Origin of the sequence: Methylobacterium terricola, assembly GCF_006151805.1 — a bacterium.
Taxonomy (GTDB): Bacteria; Pseudomonadota; Alphaproteobacteria; order Rhizobiales; family Beijerinckiaceae; genus Methylobacterium; species Methylobacterium terricola.
Window position 1 is genome coordinate 14,452 of sequence record NZ_VDDA01000007.1, and the last position, 15,966, is coordinate 30,417.

Below are 15,966 nucleotides of genomic sequence, written 5' to 3' on the forward strand. Positions count from 1 at the left end.
TCCACCGGGGCGCGGGAGGAGAACGCCAACGATGACCCGCGACAGCAGCGCGGCACTGCCGGACGAGTCCCCCGAGGACGCCCATTGGCGGCGCAACCTCGCGGTCTGCGTGTTCGGCTCGTTCACCACCATCGTGGCGATGACGCTGCTGCTGCCGTTCCTGCCGCTCTACGTCGAGGAGCTCGGCGTCAAGGACCAGGCGGCGATCGTGCAATGGTCGGGCGTGGCGTTCGGGGCGACCTTCTTCAGCGCCGCCCTGGTGGCGCCGCTCTGGGGGCGCCTCGCCGATCTCTACGGCCGCAAGCTGATGCTGATCCGGGCAAGCCTCGGTATGGCGGTCGCGATGTCGCTGATCGGGCTCGCCGGCAACGTCTGGCAGCTCGTGGGCCTGCGGCTGCTCGCGGGGCTGCTCGGCGGCTACGCCTCCGGCTCGACGGTGCTGGTGGCGACGCAGACGCCGAAGGACCGTTCGGCCTGGGCGCTGGGCATGCTCGCCTCCGGCATCATGGCGGGCAACCTCGTCGGGCCCCTGGTCGGCGGGGTGCTGCCGCCCGTGATCGGCATCCGCGCCACCTTCCTCGCCGCCGGGGCGGTGATCTTCCTCGCCTTCCTCGCGACCCTGCTGCTGATCCGCGAGGCCCCGCGTCCGCCCCGCACGGCCCGCAGCGGCGGCGGGTTTTCCAGCATCCCCGACAAGCGGCCGGCGCTCGCCATGCTGGCGACCGGGATGCTCCTGATGCTGGCGGTGATGTCGGTCGAGCCGATCATCACCGTCTACGTCGCCGAGCTGACGCCCGATCCGGCCCGGGTCACCCTGGTCGCCGGCCTCGCCATGTCGGCGACCGCCCTGGGCAGCATCCTGTCGGCGCCGCGCCTCGGGCGGCTCGCCGACCGGATCGGCCCCTGGACGGTCATCACCGCGAGCCTGACGGCGTCGGCGGTGCTGCTGGTGCCGCAGGCCCTGGTGACGAGCGACTGGCAGCTCGTCATCTTGCGCTTCCTGATGGGGCTGGCGCTCGGCGGGCTCCTGCCCTGCATCGCCAGCGTGATCCGCCACTCGGTCCCCGACCGGGTCGCCGGGACGATCCTTGGCTATTCGACCTCGTCGCAGTACGTCGGGCAGGTGGTGGGGCCGCTGCTCGGCGGCTTCATCGGGGGACATGTCGGGATGCGGGCGGTGTTCCTCGGCACCGCGATCCTGATGGCGCTGGGCGCGGCCGGCACCGCGCTGGCGCGGCCGAAGGGGATACGGGCGTGAACGACGACGGGCTGGTGCGGCGGACCTTCGACATCGGCGACGCGTCCGGCGGCCGCCTCGCCGCGCTGGAATTCGGGCCGGCGGCCCGGCCCCTCGACGCGCTCCTCCTGCACGCCAACGGCTTCAACGCCCGCACCTACCGCAGCCTGCTCGAGCCGCTGACCGACCTGCACGTGCTGGCCGTCGACCATCGCGGCCATGGCCGCTCCACGCTGCCGGCCGAGCCTGCCGGGCGCACGGATTGGTGGGACGTCACCCGCGACCTGATCGCGCTCCTCGACCGGCTCGACGAGAATCCTCTCGCGCCGCCCCTCGTGCTGATCGGCCACTCGATGGGCGGCACCGCCTCGCTGCTCGCCGCCGCCGAGCGGCCGGAGCGGGTGCGCGGCCTCGTGCTGCTCGATCCGGTGATCCAGCCCTCGGCGCGGCGCGGGGAGGGCCATGCCGGCCTCGCCGAAGGAGCAATCAAGCGGCGCAGCGACTTCCCGTCCCGGGACGCGGCTTTGGCCGCCTATCGCGGTCGCGGCGCGTTCCGCACCTGGCCGGAGGCGCCGCTCGCCGATTACGTGGCGGACGGGTTCCGCGACGTGCCCGGCGGCGTGACGCTGGCCTGCACCGGGGCCTGGGAGGCGTCGAGCTACATGGCGCAAGCGCATGATCCCTGGGCGGCGCTGGCGCGCCTGTCCTGCCCGGCCGCGATCCTGCGGGCCGGGACCGGCAGCACCTGCGTCCTCGAGGAGAGCCCGCGCACCGGCATCGCGGTCGAGACTCTGCCGGGCACCACCCATTTCCTGCCGTTCGAGGCGCCCGAGCGGGTCCGGGCCGTGATCCGGCGCGCCGTCGCGTCCGCCTGAAGGAGGAAGCCCCACCCCTTTCGGGGAAGCGCGACCGCCACAGCCCGCTCCCATCGCGCAAGTAGCCCGGCCCTGCCGCCGCGGCCCACTCTCGGTCGCGACGAAGCGGTGCGGCGCCCCCGACCGGAGGGCCCGCCCGACCAAGGGGCGCGGCATGAAGTTCTGGCTCGGCCTGGCAGGATGCCTGGGCGTCGCGGCGACCGGCGTGGTGCTCACGATGGAAGGCGGTTCGCCGGAGGCCGGAAAGGCGCCCGCGGCCACGCTCCCACCCCCGGCCGCCGCCCCGGTGCCTGCCTCCGCCGAGGTCTCCGAGGCGGATCGGGCCGGCGTGCCGCGCCAGATGCAGGCGCGCGCCATTCTGTCCCGGCCTGCGGGAAACCTCGCCGGCCCTGCGGGAGACCTGTCCCGCCCGGCCACGCTCCCGGCGGCGCAGGCCGTCGAGGATGCACGGCGGCAGGCCGAGGCGCGGGTGCGCCAGGCGGAGGCCGAGACGGAGGCGGTGCGGCGGCGCCTGGAGCGGGAGGAGACCCGGGCCGGCGCCCTCTCGGAGGCCGCGGCGGTGGCGAGCCGCGAGCTCGCCGCCGCCCGGGCGGAGGTCGAGGCGCTGCGGGCACGGGCGGCGCAGGATCACGGCGGAGCCGAGGCGCGGGCGGCCCTCGCCGCCGCCGATGAGGCCCGTCGGGTCGCGGAGGGCGCGGCCGACGAGCGCCGGCAGGCGCTCGGCGAGGAGCGGGCGCGGTCGGCACAGCTGGCGGGAGCGCTGGCCGACGCCCGCCGGCGGGTCGCCGTGCTGGAGACGGCCGCCGAGGCCGCGCAGGTCGCCCTCCAGGCCCAGACCGCGTCGGCGGCGCGGGAGCGGGCGATGATGCGGGCGGGCCTGCGCCGCCTCGCCGTGGCGCTCCGCGCCGCCCAGGTCGCCCGGTCGGAGGCGAATGCCCGGGCGGTGGACGCGGCCGGCGCCCGCGACCGGGCCGAGCAGGGTCGGCTTGCCGCCGAGCGGGACGGGGCCGAGACCCGCGGGCGCCTCGACCGCCTGAGGGGCAGCCTCGACCGCGCGGGGGAGGTCAAAGCCGGAGAGGTGACGGCGCAGGACGCCCCATCGCGGGACGCGAGCGGCGCCCCGCCCTCGCTGGTGTTCCAGACCCGGCCCGGCGCGGCCTCCCGGGGCGGGCTGCCGCAGACCGGCGCGCCCTCCACGACACCGGAGGCGCTCGACGAGGCACAGTTGCTGGCGCGGGTCGCGGTGCTGCTCGGGCGCGGCGATATCAGCGGGGCGCGGCTCTTCCTCACCCTCGGCGTCCGGAGCGGCAGCGCCCGGGCCACGGCGCTGCTCGCCGAAACCTACGATCCCGACAAGCTCGCCGCCCTGCAGGTCCGCGGCATGCGCGGCGACCCGGAGACGGCGAGCGCGCTGTACCGGCAGGCGCAGGAGACCCGCGGGCTCGCCCGCCGGGGCCTCGCGGAGGCACCCGTCGCGGCCGCGCCGCGGGCCCCGACGGTCTGGAGCCATCCGATCCGTCAGGCGGGCCTGCCGACCCCCGTCCTGGTTCCGGTCAAGGATCCGCCGCTCGCGCCCTTCGTGCCACCGCTCGCCGCCCCATGGGCTGGCGAGTGATGGGCCGGCAAGCAATCCGACGCGAGGGACGAGACTCATGACGACCCGCGCCGCCTTCTGGCTCGCTCTCCTTCTCCCCTGGACCGTCGCGCAGGCCGGGGCGCAGCCCGTCGACGGCCCCGCGGCGCCGGCACCCGCCCGGCCCGCCCGGGCCGCCGCGCCCCCGCCGCGCGCACCCGCCCTGCGGGAGACCGCCGAGGATGTCGCGCTCGGCAGCCACCTCAACGCCAACACGGTGGCGGTGATCTCCGGCACCCCCGGCGGCACCTATTTCCGCATGGCGAGCGACCTCGCCTTCGTGCTCGACGGCGTCGACGACCTGCGGGTGCTGCCGGTGATGGGCAAGGGGGCCGGGCAGAACGCCTACGACCTGCGCTACCTGCGCGGCATCGACATCGGCTTCGTGCGCACCGATTCCCTCGACCAGCTGCGCAAGGACAAGCGGGTCGGCAACGCCCGGTCGCACATCGCGTATATCGCCCGGCTGTTCAACGACGAGCTGCACGTCGTCGCCGGCCGGGACGTGACCGACATCCGCCAGCTCGCCGGCCGGAAGGTGAGCTTCGACGTGCGCGGCAGCGGCACCGACGTGTCCGGTCGGGCGATGTTCGCCGGGCTCGGCCTCGCGGTCGATCCGGTCAATGTCGACCAGCCGACGGCCCTGGCGATGCTGGAGCGCGGCGAGATCGCCGCGATGGTCTCGGTGGCGGCCAAGCCCGTGGCGGTGCTGGCCGAGTTCCAGGGCGGCGACCGCTTCCGCCTGCTCGACGTGCCCTTCGCGGGCGGCGCGGCCGAGAGCTACATGCCGGCCGAGCTGACCCATGCCGATTACCCGCTCCTCGCCTCCGAGGGCGCGCCGGTGCGCACGCTCGCGGTCGGCACCATCCTGGGAGCCTATAACTGGCCGAAGGGCAGCGAGCGCTACAATCGCATCGCCCGCTTCGTCGACGCCTTCTTCAGTCGGTACGACGCGTTCCTGAAACCGCCGCGGCATCCGAAATGGCGCGAGGTCAATCTGTCCGCCGAGGTGCCCGACTGGCCCCGCTTCCCCGCGGCGAAGGACTGGCTGGAGCATCGCGGCGGACAGGCGCCGAAGCTCGCGGCGGCGCCCGGCGAGGTGGCGCAGTTCCTCGGCCAGCGCCGGGGAGCGAGCGAGGTCGACCGCGACCAGCTGTATCAGGAGTTCCTGAAGTGGCGCGACGGGCGGGGGCGGTGAGGGGTCTGACGCCCTCTCCGTCATCCCGAGTTCCGTTCCGCTGCTGCGGAATGACATCGGGGGTATCGATTCCGTCGCCCGAGGCAGAATATGTTCTACGACTTCTGCGCCTCGTAACCTCCCCCTTTCCCGGACGACCGGAACGAAGTGGAAAGAGATCCGGGATCCAGGAGATAAGTGCCGCGAAGCGGCTCTGAATGCTGCACCGTTGCAGAAGTGCGGACGCTTCGCGATTTCTCGCGCTGGATCCCGGATCTCCTTTCGCTGACGCTCCAGTCGTCCGGGAAAGGGGGCGTCTTACGATGAGCGGCTCATCGACCTCGCTGACGCTCGCATTCACAGAACGCCGAGGCCTCTCCCGACAACGACGGCGCCGGCCCATCGCAGGACCGGCGCCGCCTTCGTTCCGAGCCGGATACAGCTAGAGCGGCCGCTTCAGCATCCGGGCCACCAGCCCCAGGATTCCCTCGCGGAACACCAGCACGCAGACCACGAACACCACGCCCTGGATGATCGTCACCCAGGCGCCGAACTGCGCCAGGTAGTTCTCCATCGCGATGATGACGAAGGAGCCGAGGATCGGGCCGAACACCGTGCCCATGCCGCCGACCAGCGTCATCAGCACCACCTCGCCCGACATCGACCAGTGCACGTCGGTGAGCGAGGCGAGCTGGAACACGATCGCCTTGGTCGAGCCGGCGAGGCCCGCCAGCGTCGTGGAGAGCACGAAGACCGCGAGCTTGTACTGGTTGGCGCGGTAGCCGAGCGAGATCGCGCGGGGCTCGTTGTCGCGGATCGCCTTCAGCACCTGGCCGAACGGCGAGTGGATGATGCGGTAGATCAGCAGCAGCCCGAGGAAGAAGATCACCGCGACGAGGGCGTAGAGCACCCGGTCGTCGGCGAGGCTGATCACCCCGAACAGGTGGCCGCGCGGCACCGCCTGGATGCCGTCCTCGCCGCCGGTGAACTTCGCCTGGAGCGAGAAGAAGAACACCATCTGGGCGAGCGCCAGGGTGATCATCGAGAAGTAGATGCCCTGGCGGCGGATGGCGAGCGCGCCGAAGACGAGACCGAGCAGGGCCGCCACCACGGTGCCGCCGAGGATGGCGAGTTCCGGGGTCAGGCCCCAGTACTTGGCCGTGTAGGCGGTGATGTAGCTCGCCATGCCGAAATAGGCGGCGTGGCCGAAGGACAGGAGGCCGCCATAGCCGAGCAGCAGGTTGAAGGCCAGCGCGAACAGCGCGAAGCACAAAACCTTCATCAGGAAGACGGGATAGAGGATGAACGGCAGCACCGCGAGCAGGACCGCGATGATGACGAAGACCAGGCGGTGAAAGGCCTTCACGTCCTTGCCCTCGGGCATGACGGCGGCGATCGGGGTGGCGTCGGCGGACGCCGCGGCGGAGGACATGGCAATCGTTCCTTCAGCGAGGCGGTCAGGCGGTGCGGCCGAACAGGCCGGCGGGCTTCACCAGCAGCACCAGCACCATGATGACGAAGATCACGGTCGAGGAGGCTTCCGGGTAGAACACCTTGGTCAGGCCCTCGACGAGGCCGAGGGCGAAGCCGGTGACGATCGAGCCGAGGATCGAGCCCATGCCGCCGATCACCACGACCGCGAACACCACGATGATGATGTCGGCGCCCATGTTGGGGTTCACCGAGTAGACCGGGGCGGCGAGCACGCCCGCGAAGGCGGCGAGCGCCACGCCGAAGCCGTAGGTGAGGGTCAGCAGCAGGGGCACGTTGACGCCGAAGGCCTGGACCAGGGTCGGGTTCTCGGTCGCGGCCCGCAGGTACGCGCCGAGCTTGGTCTTCTCGATGACGAGCCAGGTGGCGACGCAGACGACGAGCGAGGCGACCACGACCCAGCCGCGATAGTTCGGCAGGAACATGAACGGCAGGCGCTGGCCGCCCGACAGTTCGGACGGGATCGCGTAGGGCAGGCCCGAGACGCCGTACTCGTTGCGGAACAGGCCCTGGATGATCAGCGCCAGGCCGAAGGTCAGCAGCAGGCCGTAGAGGTGATCGAGCTTGTAGAGCCGCGAGATCAAGAGCCGTTCGAGGATCACCCCGAAGATGCCGACGACGATCGGCGCCAGCAGCAGCGCCCACCAGTAGCCGAGGCCGGCGTAGTTCAGCATCATCCAGGCGACGAAGGCGCCCATCATGTACTGCGCGCCGTGGGTGAAGTTGATGATGTTCAACAGGCCGAAGATGATCGCCAGCCCGAGCGACAGGATGGCGTAGAACGAGCCGTTGATGAGGCCGAGCAGGAGCTGGCCGAAGAGCGCCTGCATGGGGACGCCGAGGATCGTGGGCATGGGGTCTGGCGACTCGCGTGGGGACCGGGCCGGGTTCGGGTTCGAACCGGCGGCGCGTCGAGGCGCGCCGCCGGGTGGTCGATTGTTAGCTCTTGTTCACCAGCGGGCAATTGCCCTGGCCGAGCGGCCGGAACGCCTCGTTGCCGGGGATCGTCGCCAGCGTCTTGTAGAGGTCCCACGGGCCCTTCGACTCGGCCGGCTTCTTGACCTCGAACAGGTACATGTCGTGGATCTTGCGGCCGTCGGCGCGGATCGTGCCCTTGCCGAACAGCGGGTCGTCGGTCGGGATCTCCTTCATCTTCGCCACCACCTTGGCTCCGTCGCCGGACGCCTTCAGGGCCTCGACGGCCTTGAGGTAGTGGATCACGCCGGCATAGACGCCGGCCTGCACGGCGGTCGGCTTCTTGCCGCCGGCCTGCTTGGCGAAGCGGTCGGAGAAGGTCCGGGTGGCGTCGTTGAGATCCCAGTAGAACGGCTCGGTCAGCACCAGGCCCTGCGCCACCTTCGGGGTCAGGGCGTGGATGTCCGAGGAGAAGATCAGCAGGCCGGCGATGGCCTGGCCGCCCTCGGTGATGCCGAACTCCGCCGCCTGCTTGATGGCGTTGATGGTGTCGCCGCCGGCATTGGCGAGCCCGATCACCTTGGCGCCGGACCCCTGCGCCTGGAGCAGGAACGACGAGAAGTCGGCGGTCGGGAACGGCGTCTTGACCGCGCCGATCACCTTGCCGCCGTTCTTGTTGACGACCTCGGTGGTGTCGCGCTGCAGGGCCTGGCCGAAGGCGTAATCGGCGGTGAGGAAGAACCAGGTATTGCCGCCGCGCTTGACCATCGCGCCGCCGGTGCCGTTGGCCAGCGCCACCGTGTCGTAGGTCCAGTGCACGGTGTTGGGCGAGCATTGCGGCCCGGTGAGGTCGGCGGTGCCGGCGCCCGAATTGATGAAGGCCTTGTTCTTCTCGCGGGTGACCTGGTTGATGGCGAGCGCCACCGACGAGGTCGGGACGTCGAAGATCGCGTCGACGCCGTCGCGGTCGTACCATTGCCGGGCGATCGAGGCGCCGACATCCGGCTTGTTCTGGTGGTCGGCGGCGACGATCTCGACCTTCAGGCCCTTTTCGGCGGCCTTGAAGTCCTCCACCGCCATGCGGGCGGCGGCGACCGAGCCCTCGCCCGAGATGTCGGCATAGACGCCCGAGCGGTCGTTCAGCACGCCGATCTTCACCGGCGTCTGCGCGACCGCCTGACCGGCGGCGACGGCGCAGAGGGCACTGGCGAGCAACAACCGTTTCAGCATCAAACATCCTCCCTGTGATGCCGCGCGCATGCGGCGGCCAATGCGATGAGATCCGGGCAGGCTTTCGCGCGGCGACGAGGCCGCGCGCCCGCTTCTCGGGGTTATGGCTTGGCGTCCTCCGCCCGCGCCGCCCGCATCGCGAGCGGGCAGCCGCCCTGGTCGAGAGGCCGGAAGGCCTCGCTGCCGGGGATGGTCGCCAGCGTCCGGTAGAGGTCCCATTCGCCCCTGGAATCGGTGGGCTTCTTGACCTCGAACAGGTACATGTCGTGGATCTTGCGGCCGTCGGCCCGGATCGTGCCCTTGCCGAACAGCGGGTCGTCGGTCGGGATCTCCTTCATCTTCGCCACCACCTTGGCCCCATCGGCGGCCGTCCGCAGGGCGGACACAGCCTTGAGGTAATGCAGCACGCCGGCATAGACGCCGGCCTGGGCGGCGGTCGGCTTGCGCCCCCCGAAACGGCGGGCGAAGCGGTCGGAGAAGGTCCGGGTGGCGTCGTTGAGGTCCCAGTAGAACGGCTCGGTCAGCACCAGGCCCTGCGCCACCTTCGGGGTCAGGGCATGGATGTCCGAGGAGAAGATCAGCAGGCCGGCAAGCGCCTGGCCGCCCTCCGTGAGCCTCAGCCGCGCGGCCTCCCGCACAGCGCCGATCGTGTCGCCGCCGGCATTGGCGAGCCCGATCACCTTGGCGCCAGAGGCTTGCGCCTGGCGCAAGGACGGTGCGAAGTCCGAGGCCGGGAACGGCGTCTTGACGCCGCCGAGCACCTTGCCGCCGTTGCGCAGGATCAGCGCCGTGGTGTCGCGCTGCACCGCCTCGCCGAAGGCGTAGTCGGCGGTGACGAAGAACCAGGTGTCGCCGCCGCGCTTGACCATCGCGCCGCCGGTGCCGTTCGCGAGCGCCACCGTGTCGAAGGTCCAGTGCACGGTGTTGGGCGAGCAATCCGGGCCGGTGAGATCCGCCGTGCCGGCGCCGGAATCGACGAAGACCTTGTTCTTCTCGCGGGTGACCTGATGGACCGCGAGCGCCACCGACGAGGTCGGCACGTCGAAGATCGCGTCGACCCCCTCCCGGTCGTACCAGACCCGGGCGAGCGCCGCGCCGACATTCGGCTTGTTCTGGTGGTCGCCGGCCACGATCTCGACGGCGAGAGCGTGGCCCTTCGCGCGGAAATCTTCCACGGCCATGCGGGCGGCGACGACCGAACCCTCGCCCGAGATGTCGGCATAGACGCCCGAGCGGTCGTTCAGCACGCCGATCTTCACCGGCGTGTCCGCAAGCGCTGCCACACCCGGCGCGAAGCCCGCCAGCAGGGCCGTGAGGAGGATCCGCGGCCGCATCAGACCCCGAGATAGGTGTGCAGCTTGTCGATGTTGGCGTCGAGCTCGGCGTTGGGGATCATGTCGACCACCCGGCCCTGCTCGACCACGAAATGCCGGTCGGCCACGGTCTGGGCGAAGCGGAAATTCTGCTCGACCAGCACGATCGTGTAGCCCTCGGTCTTCAGCCGGGCGATGGTCCGGCCGATCTGCTGCACGATGACCGGGGCGAGGCCCTCGGTCGGCTCGTCGAGCAGGATCAGCTTGGCCCCGGTGCGCAGGATGCGGCCGATGGCGAGCATCTGCTGCTCGCCGCCCGAGAGCTTGGTGCCCTGGCTGCCCGAGCGCTCCTTGAGGTTCGGGAACAGGGTGTAGATCTGCTCGACCGTCATCCCGCCGGGCTTCACCCGCGGCGGCAGCATCAGGTTCTCGTAGACCGACAGGCTCGAGAAGATGCCGCGCTCCTCCGGCACGTAGCCGAGGCCCAGCTTGGCGATGTTGCGCGAGGCCATGGCGATGGTCTCGGCGCCGTCGTAGCGGATCGAGCCCTTGCGCTTGCCGAGGATGCCGATGATCGCGCGGAGCGTCGTGGTCTTGCCGGCGCCGTTGCGGCCGAGCAGCGTCACCACCTCGCCGGGCTTCACGTCGAAGGTGACGCCGTGCAGCACGTGGCTCTCGCCGTACCAGCCCTCGAGCCCCTGCACCGCGAGGAGGGGGGCGGTGCCCGCGGATGCCTGCGGGGCCGGCTTCGTCATCACCGCCTCAGCCATGACCGGCTCCGATATAGGCTTCGACCACGCGGGGATCCTTCGACACGGTGGCGTAGTCGCCCTCTGCCAGCACCTGGCCGCGCGCCAGCACGGTGATGCGGTCGGACAGCGAGGCGACCACCGACAGGTTGTGCTCGACCATCAGGATGGTGCGGTTCTTCGAGACCCGGCGGATCAGCGCCGCGGTCCGGTCGACGTCCTCGTGGCCCATGCCGGCCATCGGCTCGTCGAGCAGCAGCATCTCGGGCTCGAGCGCCAGGGTGGTGGCGATCTCGAGCGCCCGCTTGCGGCCGTAGGACAGCTCGACCGCCGGCACCTCGGCGAAGTCCGACAGGCCGACCGCCTCGACGAGCGCCAGCGCCTCCTGGTTGAGGGCCCGCAGCACCGTCTCGGAGCGCCAGAAGTCGAACGAGTCGCCGCGCTTGCGCCGCTGCAGGGCGATGCGGACGTTCTCCTTGACGGTCAGGTGCGGGAAGACCGCCGAGATCTGGAACGAGCGCACCAGGCCGAGCCGGGCCACATCCGCCGGCTTCATGCCGGTAATGTCGCGGCCGTTGTAGCGGATCGAGCCCGCCGACGGCGTCAGGAACTTCGTCAACAGGTTGAAGCAGGTCGTCTTGCCGGCGCCGTTCGGGCCGATCAGCGCGTGGATGGTGCCGCGCGTCACCTCGAGCGTCACGCCGTTCACGGCGCGAAAGCCCTTGAACTCCTTGGTCAACCCCTCGGTGGACAGGACGATGTCCCGGCCGTCAGCACCCGGTCGGGCGCGTCCCTCGGCGTGGGTGGTCGGTTGGGCCATGTCGGCGCGTCACCCCTGCGTTTCCTCGCTCGCGCTTATGCGCGTATCGCATAGCGAAACAGCATGCCGCTGACAGAGTGTCAACGGGTCGAAGCCGCCTCCGCGAGGGTGGATCCGGGCCTGTTAGGTCTTATTCACCGCCGGATCGGCGGTCGGCGTGAGCACCGCCCGGGCGGTGCGGGTGAGGCGGCGTTCGACGAGGCGGTGCAGCAGGATCGCCGCGGCGGCCGAGGCGGCGAGCATCAGGAGCACCAGCGGCCCGGGCCCGAGGATCGCCGCGAGGCCGGTCGCTTCGGCGACGACGCGCAGCCCCCGTACGACGAAGGGATGAGCGAGATAGAGTGCGTAGGACGCGTCTCCCAGCACGATCGCCGGGTGGAGCGCGCGGGTCGCGGCGCCGGCCTTCCCGAGCGCGGTCGCGGCGACCAGAAGGAGGGCGGGCCCGCCCCAGGCGATGAAGCGGGGGAGGGCGGGCGCCTCGCCGGCGAGCGACAGGAGGACGAGGCCCGCGACGGCCAGGGCGAGGCGCGCCGGTCCCGGCAGCCGCAGGCCCTCCTGCCGCGCCAGGGCGAGGCCGGCGCCGCAGGCGAATTCGAGGACGATCGGATCGCCCCAGAAGGCCAGCGGCACCGGCAGGGGCCGGACGATCGCGCCGACGAGGACGAGAGCGGCGAGGAGCGCGACCACGCCGAGCACGGCCCCCCGCCGGCCCCACGGCAGGACGAGGGCGAAGAGGACGTAGAACGCCATCTCGTAATTGAGCGTCCATCCGAGCGAGTAGAGCGGCAGCACCGTCCCGTCGGCCCGGGCCATCGGCCAGAACAGGTAGGAAGCGACGACGGAGAGCGGCCCCTCCGTGCCGGTGCCGACGAGGCCGGGCCTGAGCCAGACCAGCGCGAGGGTGAGCGTGGTGGCGAGCCAGTAGAGCGGCACCACCCGGGCGATGCGGTGGCCGAGGAAGACCCGCCGCGCGTCGGTCCGCCCGTGCAACGGGGCGGACGCGTGCACGATGATGAAGCCGGACATCACGAAGAACACGTCGACCCCCGCCGGCCAGGGCAGCCAGGCAGCCGGCGCGAAGGGCAGGCCCGCCCGGGCGGCGAGACCCGCAGCCTCGAACTGTGCGTGGCCGGCGGCGACCATCAGGGCGGCCAGCCCTCGCAGGACCTGGATCAGCGGCAGGGGGGCGGGACGTGTCACGGGGCTCGGTCGCGATCGCACCCGGACCGTCCGGCGCGTCAGGCCCCCGTCATACCGGAAGGGCCCGCGATCCGGCCAGCGCATGCAGGCAAGCTGATGACGCAACGATGGGAACAATGCTCGCGAAAGCTCGTTGTCCGCACCGAAAGCGTCCTGCCAAGGCGTCCCGAACGAACGCCTTGATATTCGGTCGATGACCGGGCCCGACGCTCAAGAATAGATTTCTAGGAGATCACCGATGAAGAAGCTCGTTGCCCTGACCGGCCTCGCCGTTGCGCTCGCGACCCCGGCCTTTGCGCAGCAGATCGGCAACTTCAACGAGTTCCGCTCGATGGCGCTGATGTCGAACGCGTTCGAGGTGAAGTCGAGCCAGATCGCGCTCGACAAGTCGCGCAACCCGCGGATCCGCGATTACGCCCGCGAGATGATCCGTGACCACCGCGCCGCCAACGTCGCGCTGCTCGGCGGGCGTGAGAACGTGGCCCGCGGCACCGGTGAGGGCATCGGCGGGTTGATCGAGGCGCCCTTCGCCATCGCCGGCGGCGCGGTCGGCGCGGCCACCGGCGCGGCGGCCGGCGTGGTCGGCGGCACCCTGCAGGGCGGCCCGGTCGGCGGCCTCGAGGGCCTCGGCGCCGGCGCGGCCCGGGGTGCCCGGATGGGTGCGAACGCGGTCGATTTCGACGGCGACGTGACCACCACGGCGGCCACCCAGGCGGTTCCCCTGAGCCCGCAGCAGCAGGCGATGCTCGCCGAGCTCGCCGACACCCCGGCCGGCCCGGCCTTCGACCGCACCTACGCCCGCATGCAGGTGCAGGCCCATGGCATGACCGTCGCCAACTACCAGGCTTACGCCCAGTCGGGCCCGAACCCGGCCCTCCGGTCGTACGTGCAGCAGGCCCTGCCGGTGATGCAGCAGCATCTGGCGCAGGCCCAGCGTCTGCCGGGCGCCCGCTGAACGGAGCGGCACGCTGAGGTGACGGAGCGGCGGGCCGGAGGGCCCGCCGTTTCCGTTTTCCACGGTACCGGATTGCCGGATCTCTCCACGAACGCGCGGCAAAAACCGGTCCGCGTCGTTTGAAGGCCACAGAGACTGCGCCCAGCGTCCAAGCGGATGGCCGCCCGCGAGCCCTCTTGTGAGCGGAATCTCATCGCTCCACGAACCCTATCACGACGGTCAGAGACGATCCGGTCGGGTTTTTTGCGCGGTGCTGGCGGCGATGGGAAACCCGTTCGCATCCTGCACCGCCCTCCCGGCCATGCCTGCCCCAGCCTGTTTCGGGTTTCGGCGAACGCGGTCGCAGGCTCGCGCGACACAGGCCCTCGCGGCCGGGACGATGTCCGCCCGACGGTGAGATCCTGGCGACCGCTTGGGCAATCGCCTTTCCCTCGTCCGACCCGGTGGGCGACGCCCACCGTCAGATCTCGACCACCCCGATCGTCTCCTCGTCGAACGCGACGCTCTTCACGATCGCCAGCACCGACAGGCCCGGCGCCAGGGCGAGGTCGTGAACCGCGAGCCGCGTCACCTCGGCGACGAGGCTCGCCTCGCCGCAGGCGATCTCGACCCGGGCGTGGGCGCCGGCCCCCGGCGTGACGGCGGTCACGGTGCCGGAGAGGACGTTGCGGGCGCTCAAAGCCCGTGGGGCCTCCCGCGCCACCAGCACGTCGCGGGCCCGCACCCGGATCCGCACGCTCGCCCCCGCCGGCAGGGGGAGGGACGGGACGGTCAGGCGGCCGGGCGCGCCGTCGAGATGGGTGAGGCCGAAGGCATCGTCATGGGCGGCGACCCGCATCTGCAGCAAGGCGCCGGTCTCCGCCGTGTCGCGGCCGGGGAACAGGGCGCCCCGGCGCAGGACCTCGGCAGCGGGGCCGCAGGCGGCGACCCGTCCCTGGTCGAGCACCACCACCGTGTCGGCGAGGCGCGCCACCTCGGCGACCGCATGGCTGACATAGACGATCGGCACCCGCGCCTCGTCGCGCAGGCGCGCCACGTAGGGCAGGATCTCGGCCTTGCGCGCCTCGTCGAGGGCCGAGAGCGGCTCGTCCATCAGCAGCAGCCGCGGTCGGGCGAGCAGCGCCCGGCCGATCGCCACCCGCTGGCGCTCGCCACCCGAGAGCCCGGCCGGCCGCCGCTCGAGCAGGGCGGCGAGGCCCAGGAGATCGGCCACCGCCGCGAGGCCCGGACCCCCGTCGCGGTCGCGGGAGAACCAGCGCCCGAACAGCAGGTTCTGGCGCACGGTGAGATGCGGCATGAGGCGCGCCTCCTGGAAGACGTAGCCGATGCGGCGCCGGTGCACCGGCACCCGGAGGCGCGCTTCCGTGTCGAGGAGGGTGACGCCGTCGACCACGATCCGCCCGTGATCCGGCCGCACCAGCCCGGCGATCACGTCGACGAGGGTCGACTTGCCCGAGCCGGAGCGGCCGAACAGGGCGGTGACCCGGCCTTCCGCCGCGAAGGCGGCGTCGAGCGAGAAGGCGCCGCGGGTGTGGCGGACCGCGACCTCGATCATGCCGGGAGCCCCGTCATGCCTCGAGCCGCCCCCTCGCCCGCCGGGCGAGCCATTCCGAGGCGATCAGCGCGGCCATCGACAGGGCGACCGAGACCAGGGTGAGGCGCAGCGCCCCGGCCTCGCCCCCCGGCACCTGGGTGAGGGTGTAGATCGCCGCCGGCAGGGTCTGGGTCTCGCCCGGGATGTTCGACACGAAGGTGATGGTGGCGCCGAACTCCCCCATCGCCTTGGCGAAGGCCAGCACCGCCCCGGCGAGGATCCCCGGCAGTGCCAGCGGCAGCGTGACGATGAGGAACACCGCGAGGGGTGGGGCTCCCAGCGTGCCGGCCGCCTGTTCCAGCTTGCGGTCGACCGCCTCGAAGGACAGCCGCATCGCCCGTACCATCAGCGGGAAGCCCATCACCGCGCAGGCGAGCGCCGCCCCGGTCCAGCGGAACGAGAACACGATGCCCAATTCGGCGAGCGCCGGCCCGAACCACCCGCGGCGCCCGAAGGCGAGGAGCAGCAGGTAACCGGTGACCACCGGCGGCAGGATCAGCGGCAGGTGCACCAGCCCGTCGAGGATGGCCCGGCCGCGGAACTCGCGGCGGGCCAGCAAATAGGCGATGCCGAGCCCCGGCAGCAGGCTCGCCAGGGTCGCCACGCTCGCCACCAGCAGGCTGAGCCGGAGCGCACTCCACTCGTCGGGGGTGAGGAACAGGGGCGGGGTCATCCGGCGGTCAGATCCCGCACCATGGCGGATCCGCGCCCGGAGTCCAGGCCCCGTGCGGCAACGCTGGGTTTCGAACCTGCCGATTGATCCCCGGGTGCGTCCGG

Annotated in this window: 14 protein-coding genes; 5 read left to right on the plus strand and 9 right to left on the minus strand. The window is 71.8% G+C overall.

The genetic code is table 11. The annotated features are described in order from the left end of the window. Window positions 1–31 precede the first annotated feature (31 nt). The 4 genes from FF100_RS17025 (at window position 32) to FF100_RS17040 (ending at window position 4,943) form a co-directional block, all read left to right on the plus strand. The gene (locus tag FF100_RS17025) at window positions 32–1,258 is read left to right on the plus strand and encodes an MFS transporter (RefSeq protein ID WP_139036880.1); all 1,227 of its coding nucleotides are present in this window, start codon (window positions 32–34) and stop codon (window positions 1,256–1,258) included. Then, on the plus strand, window positions 1,255–2,112 hold the full coding sequence (locus FF100_RS17030) for an alpha/beta fold hydrolase (protein WP_139036881.1): 858 nt from the start codon (window positions 1,255–1,257) through the stop codon (window positions 2,110–2,112). Before FF100_RS17025 ends, FF100_RS17030 begins: the two co-directional genes overlap by 4 nt. Window positions 2,113–2,266: 154 nt before the next feature. Further along, a complete protein-coding gene (locus tag FF100_RS17035) occupies window positions 2,267–3,727 on the plus strand; it encodes a coiled-coil domain-containing protein (protein ID WP_139036882.1) in 1,461 nt (486 codons plus the stop codon). Between the two features lie 37 nt (window positions 3,728–3,764). Then, window positions 3,765–4,943: a TAXI family TRAP transporter solute-binding subunit gene (locus FF100_RS17040; RefSeq protein ID WP_139036883.1), complete on the plus strand. Its 1,179-nt coding sequence runs from the start codon at window positions 3,765–3,767 to the stop codon at window positions 4,941–4,943. 421 nt (window positions 4,944–5,364) lie between these two features. On the opposite strand, the gene FF100_RS17045 is transcribed toward FF100_RS17040, so the two are convergent. The 7 genes from FF100_RS17045 to FF100_RS17075 form a co-directional block, all read right to left on the minus strand. Next, a complete protein-coding gene (locus FF100_RS17045; protein ID WP_139036884.1) occupies window positions 5,365–6,354 on the minus strand; it encodes a branched-chain amino acid ABC transporter permease in 990 nt (329 codons plus the stop codon). A 25-nt stretch (window positions 6,355–6,379) separates the two neighbouring features. Beyond that, a complete protein-coding gene (locus tag FF100_RS17050) occupies window positions 6,380–7,267 on the minus strand; it encodes a branched-chain amino acid ABC transporter permease (protein WP_139036885.1) in 888 nt (295 codons plus the stop codon). A gap of 85 nt (window positions 7,268–7,352) precedes the next feature. Continuing rightward, window positions 7,353–8,558, minus strand: coding sequence for an ABC transporter substrate-binding protein (locus FF100_RS17055; RefSeq protein WP_139036886.1), 1,206 nt, complete (start codon window positions 8,556–8,558; stop codon window positions 7,353–7,355). 101 nt (window positions 8,559–8,659) lie between these two features. Further along, window positions 8,660–9,892, minus strand: a complete 1,233-nt coding sequence (locus FF100_RS17060) for an ABC transporter substrate-binding protein (protein WP_139036887.1) — start codon at window positions 9,890–9,892, stop codon at window positions 8,660–8,662. Further along, window positions 9,892–10,641, minus strand: a complete 750-nt coding sequence (locus tag FF100_RS17065) for an ABC transporter ATP-binding protein (protein ID WP_139036888.1) — start codon at window positions 10,639–10,641, stop codon at window positions 9,892–9,894. The genes FF100_RS17060 and FF100_RS17065 overlap by 1 nt, the downstream gene beginning before the upstream one ends. Continuing rightward, on the minus strand, window positions 10,634–11,440 hold the full coding sequence (locus FF100_RS17070) for an ABC transporter ATP-binding protein (protein WP_139036889.1): 807 nt from the start codon (window positions 11,438–11,440) through the stop codon (window positions 10,634–10,636). The genes FF100_RS17065 and FF100_RS17070 overlap by 8 nt, the downstream gene beginning before the upstream one ends. 123 nt (window positions 11,441–11,563) lie before the next feature. Next, window positions 11,564–12,640 (minus strand): acyltransferase family protein, encoded by a 1,077-nt coding sequence (locus FF100_RS17075; protein WP_246102132.1) that lies wholly within the window; start codon window positions 12,638–12,640, stop codon window positions 11,564–11,566. 238 nt (window positions 12,641–12,878) lie between these two features. Between FF100_RS17075 and FF100_RS17080 the strand changes: the two genes are divergently transcribed. Then, complete coding sequence (locus FF100_RS17080; RefSeq protein WP_139036890.1) at window positions 12,879–13,595, plus strand: DUF4142 domain-containing protein; 717 nt, start codon at window positions 12,879–12,881, stop codon at window positions 13,593–13,595. A 460-nt stretch (window positions 13,596–14,055) separates the two neighbouring features. Here FF100_RS17080 and modC read toward each other — a convergent pair whose 3' ends face one another. Together modC and modB are read right to left on the minus strand one after the other, a co-directional pair. Next, window positions 14,056–15,150, minus strand: coding sequence for a molybdenum ABC transporter ATP-binding protein (modC, locus tag FF100_RS17085; RefSeq protein WP_139036891.1), 1,095 nt, complete (start codon window positions 15,148–15,150; stop codon window positions 14,056–14,058). Between the two features lie 13 nt (window positions 15,151–15,163). Beyond that, window positions 15,164–15,862 (minus strand): molybdate ABC transporter permease subunit, encoded by a 699-nt coding sequence (modB, locus tag FF100_RS17090; RefSeq protein WP_139036892.1) that lies wholly within the window; start codon window positions 15,860–15,862, stop codon window positions 15,164–15,166. Window positions 15,863–15,966: the final 104 nt, after the last annotated feature.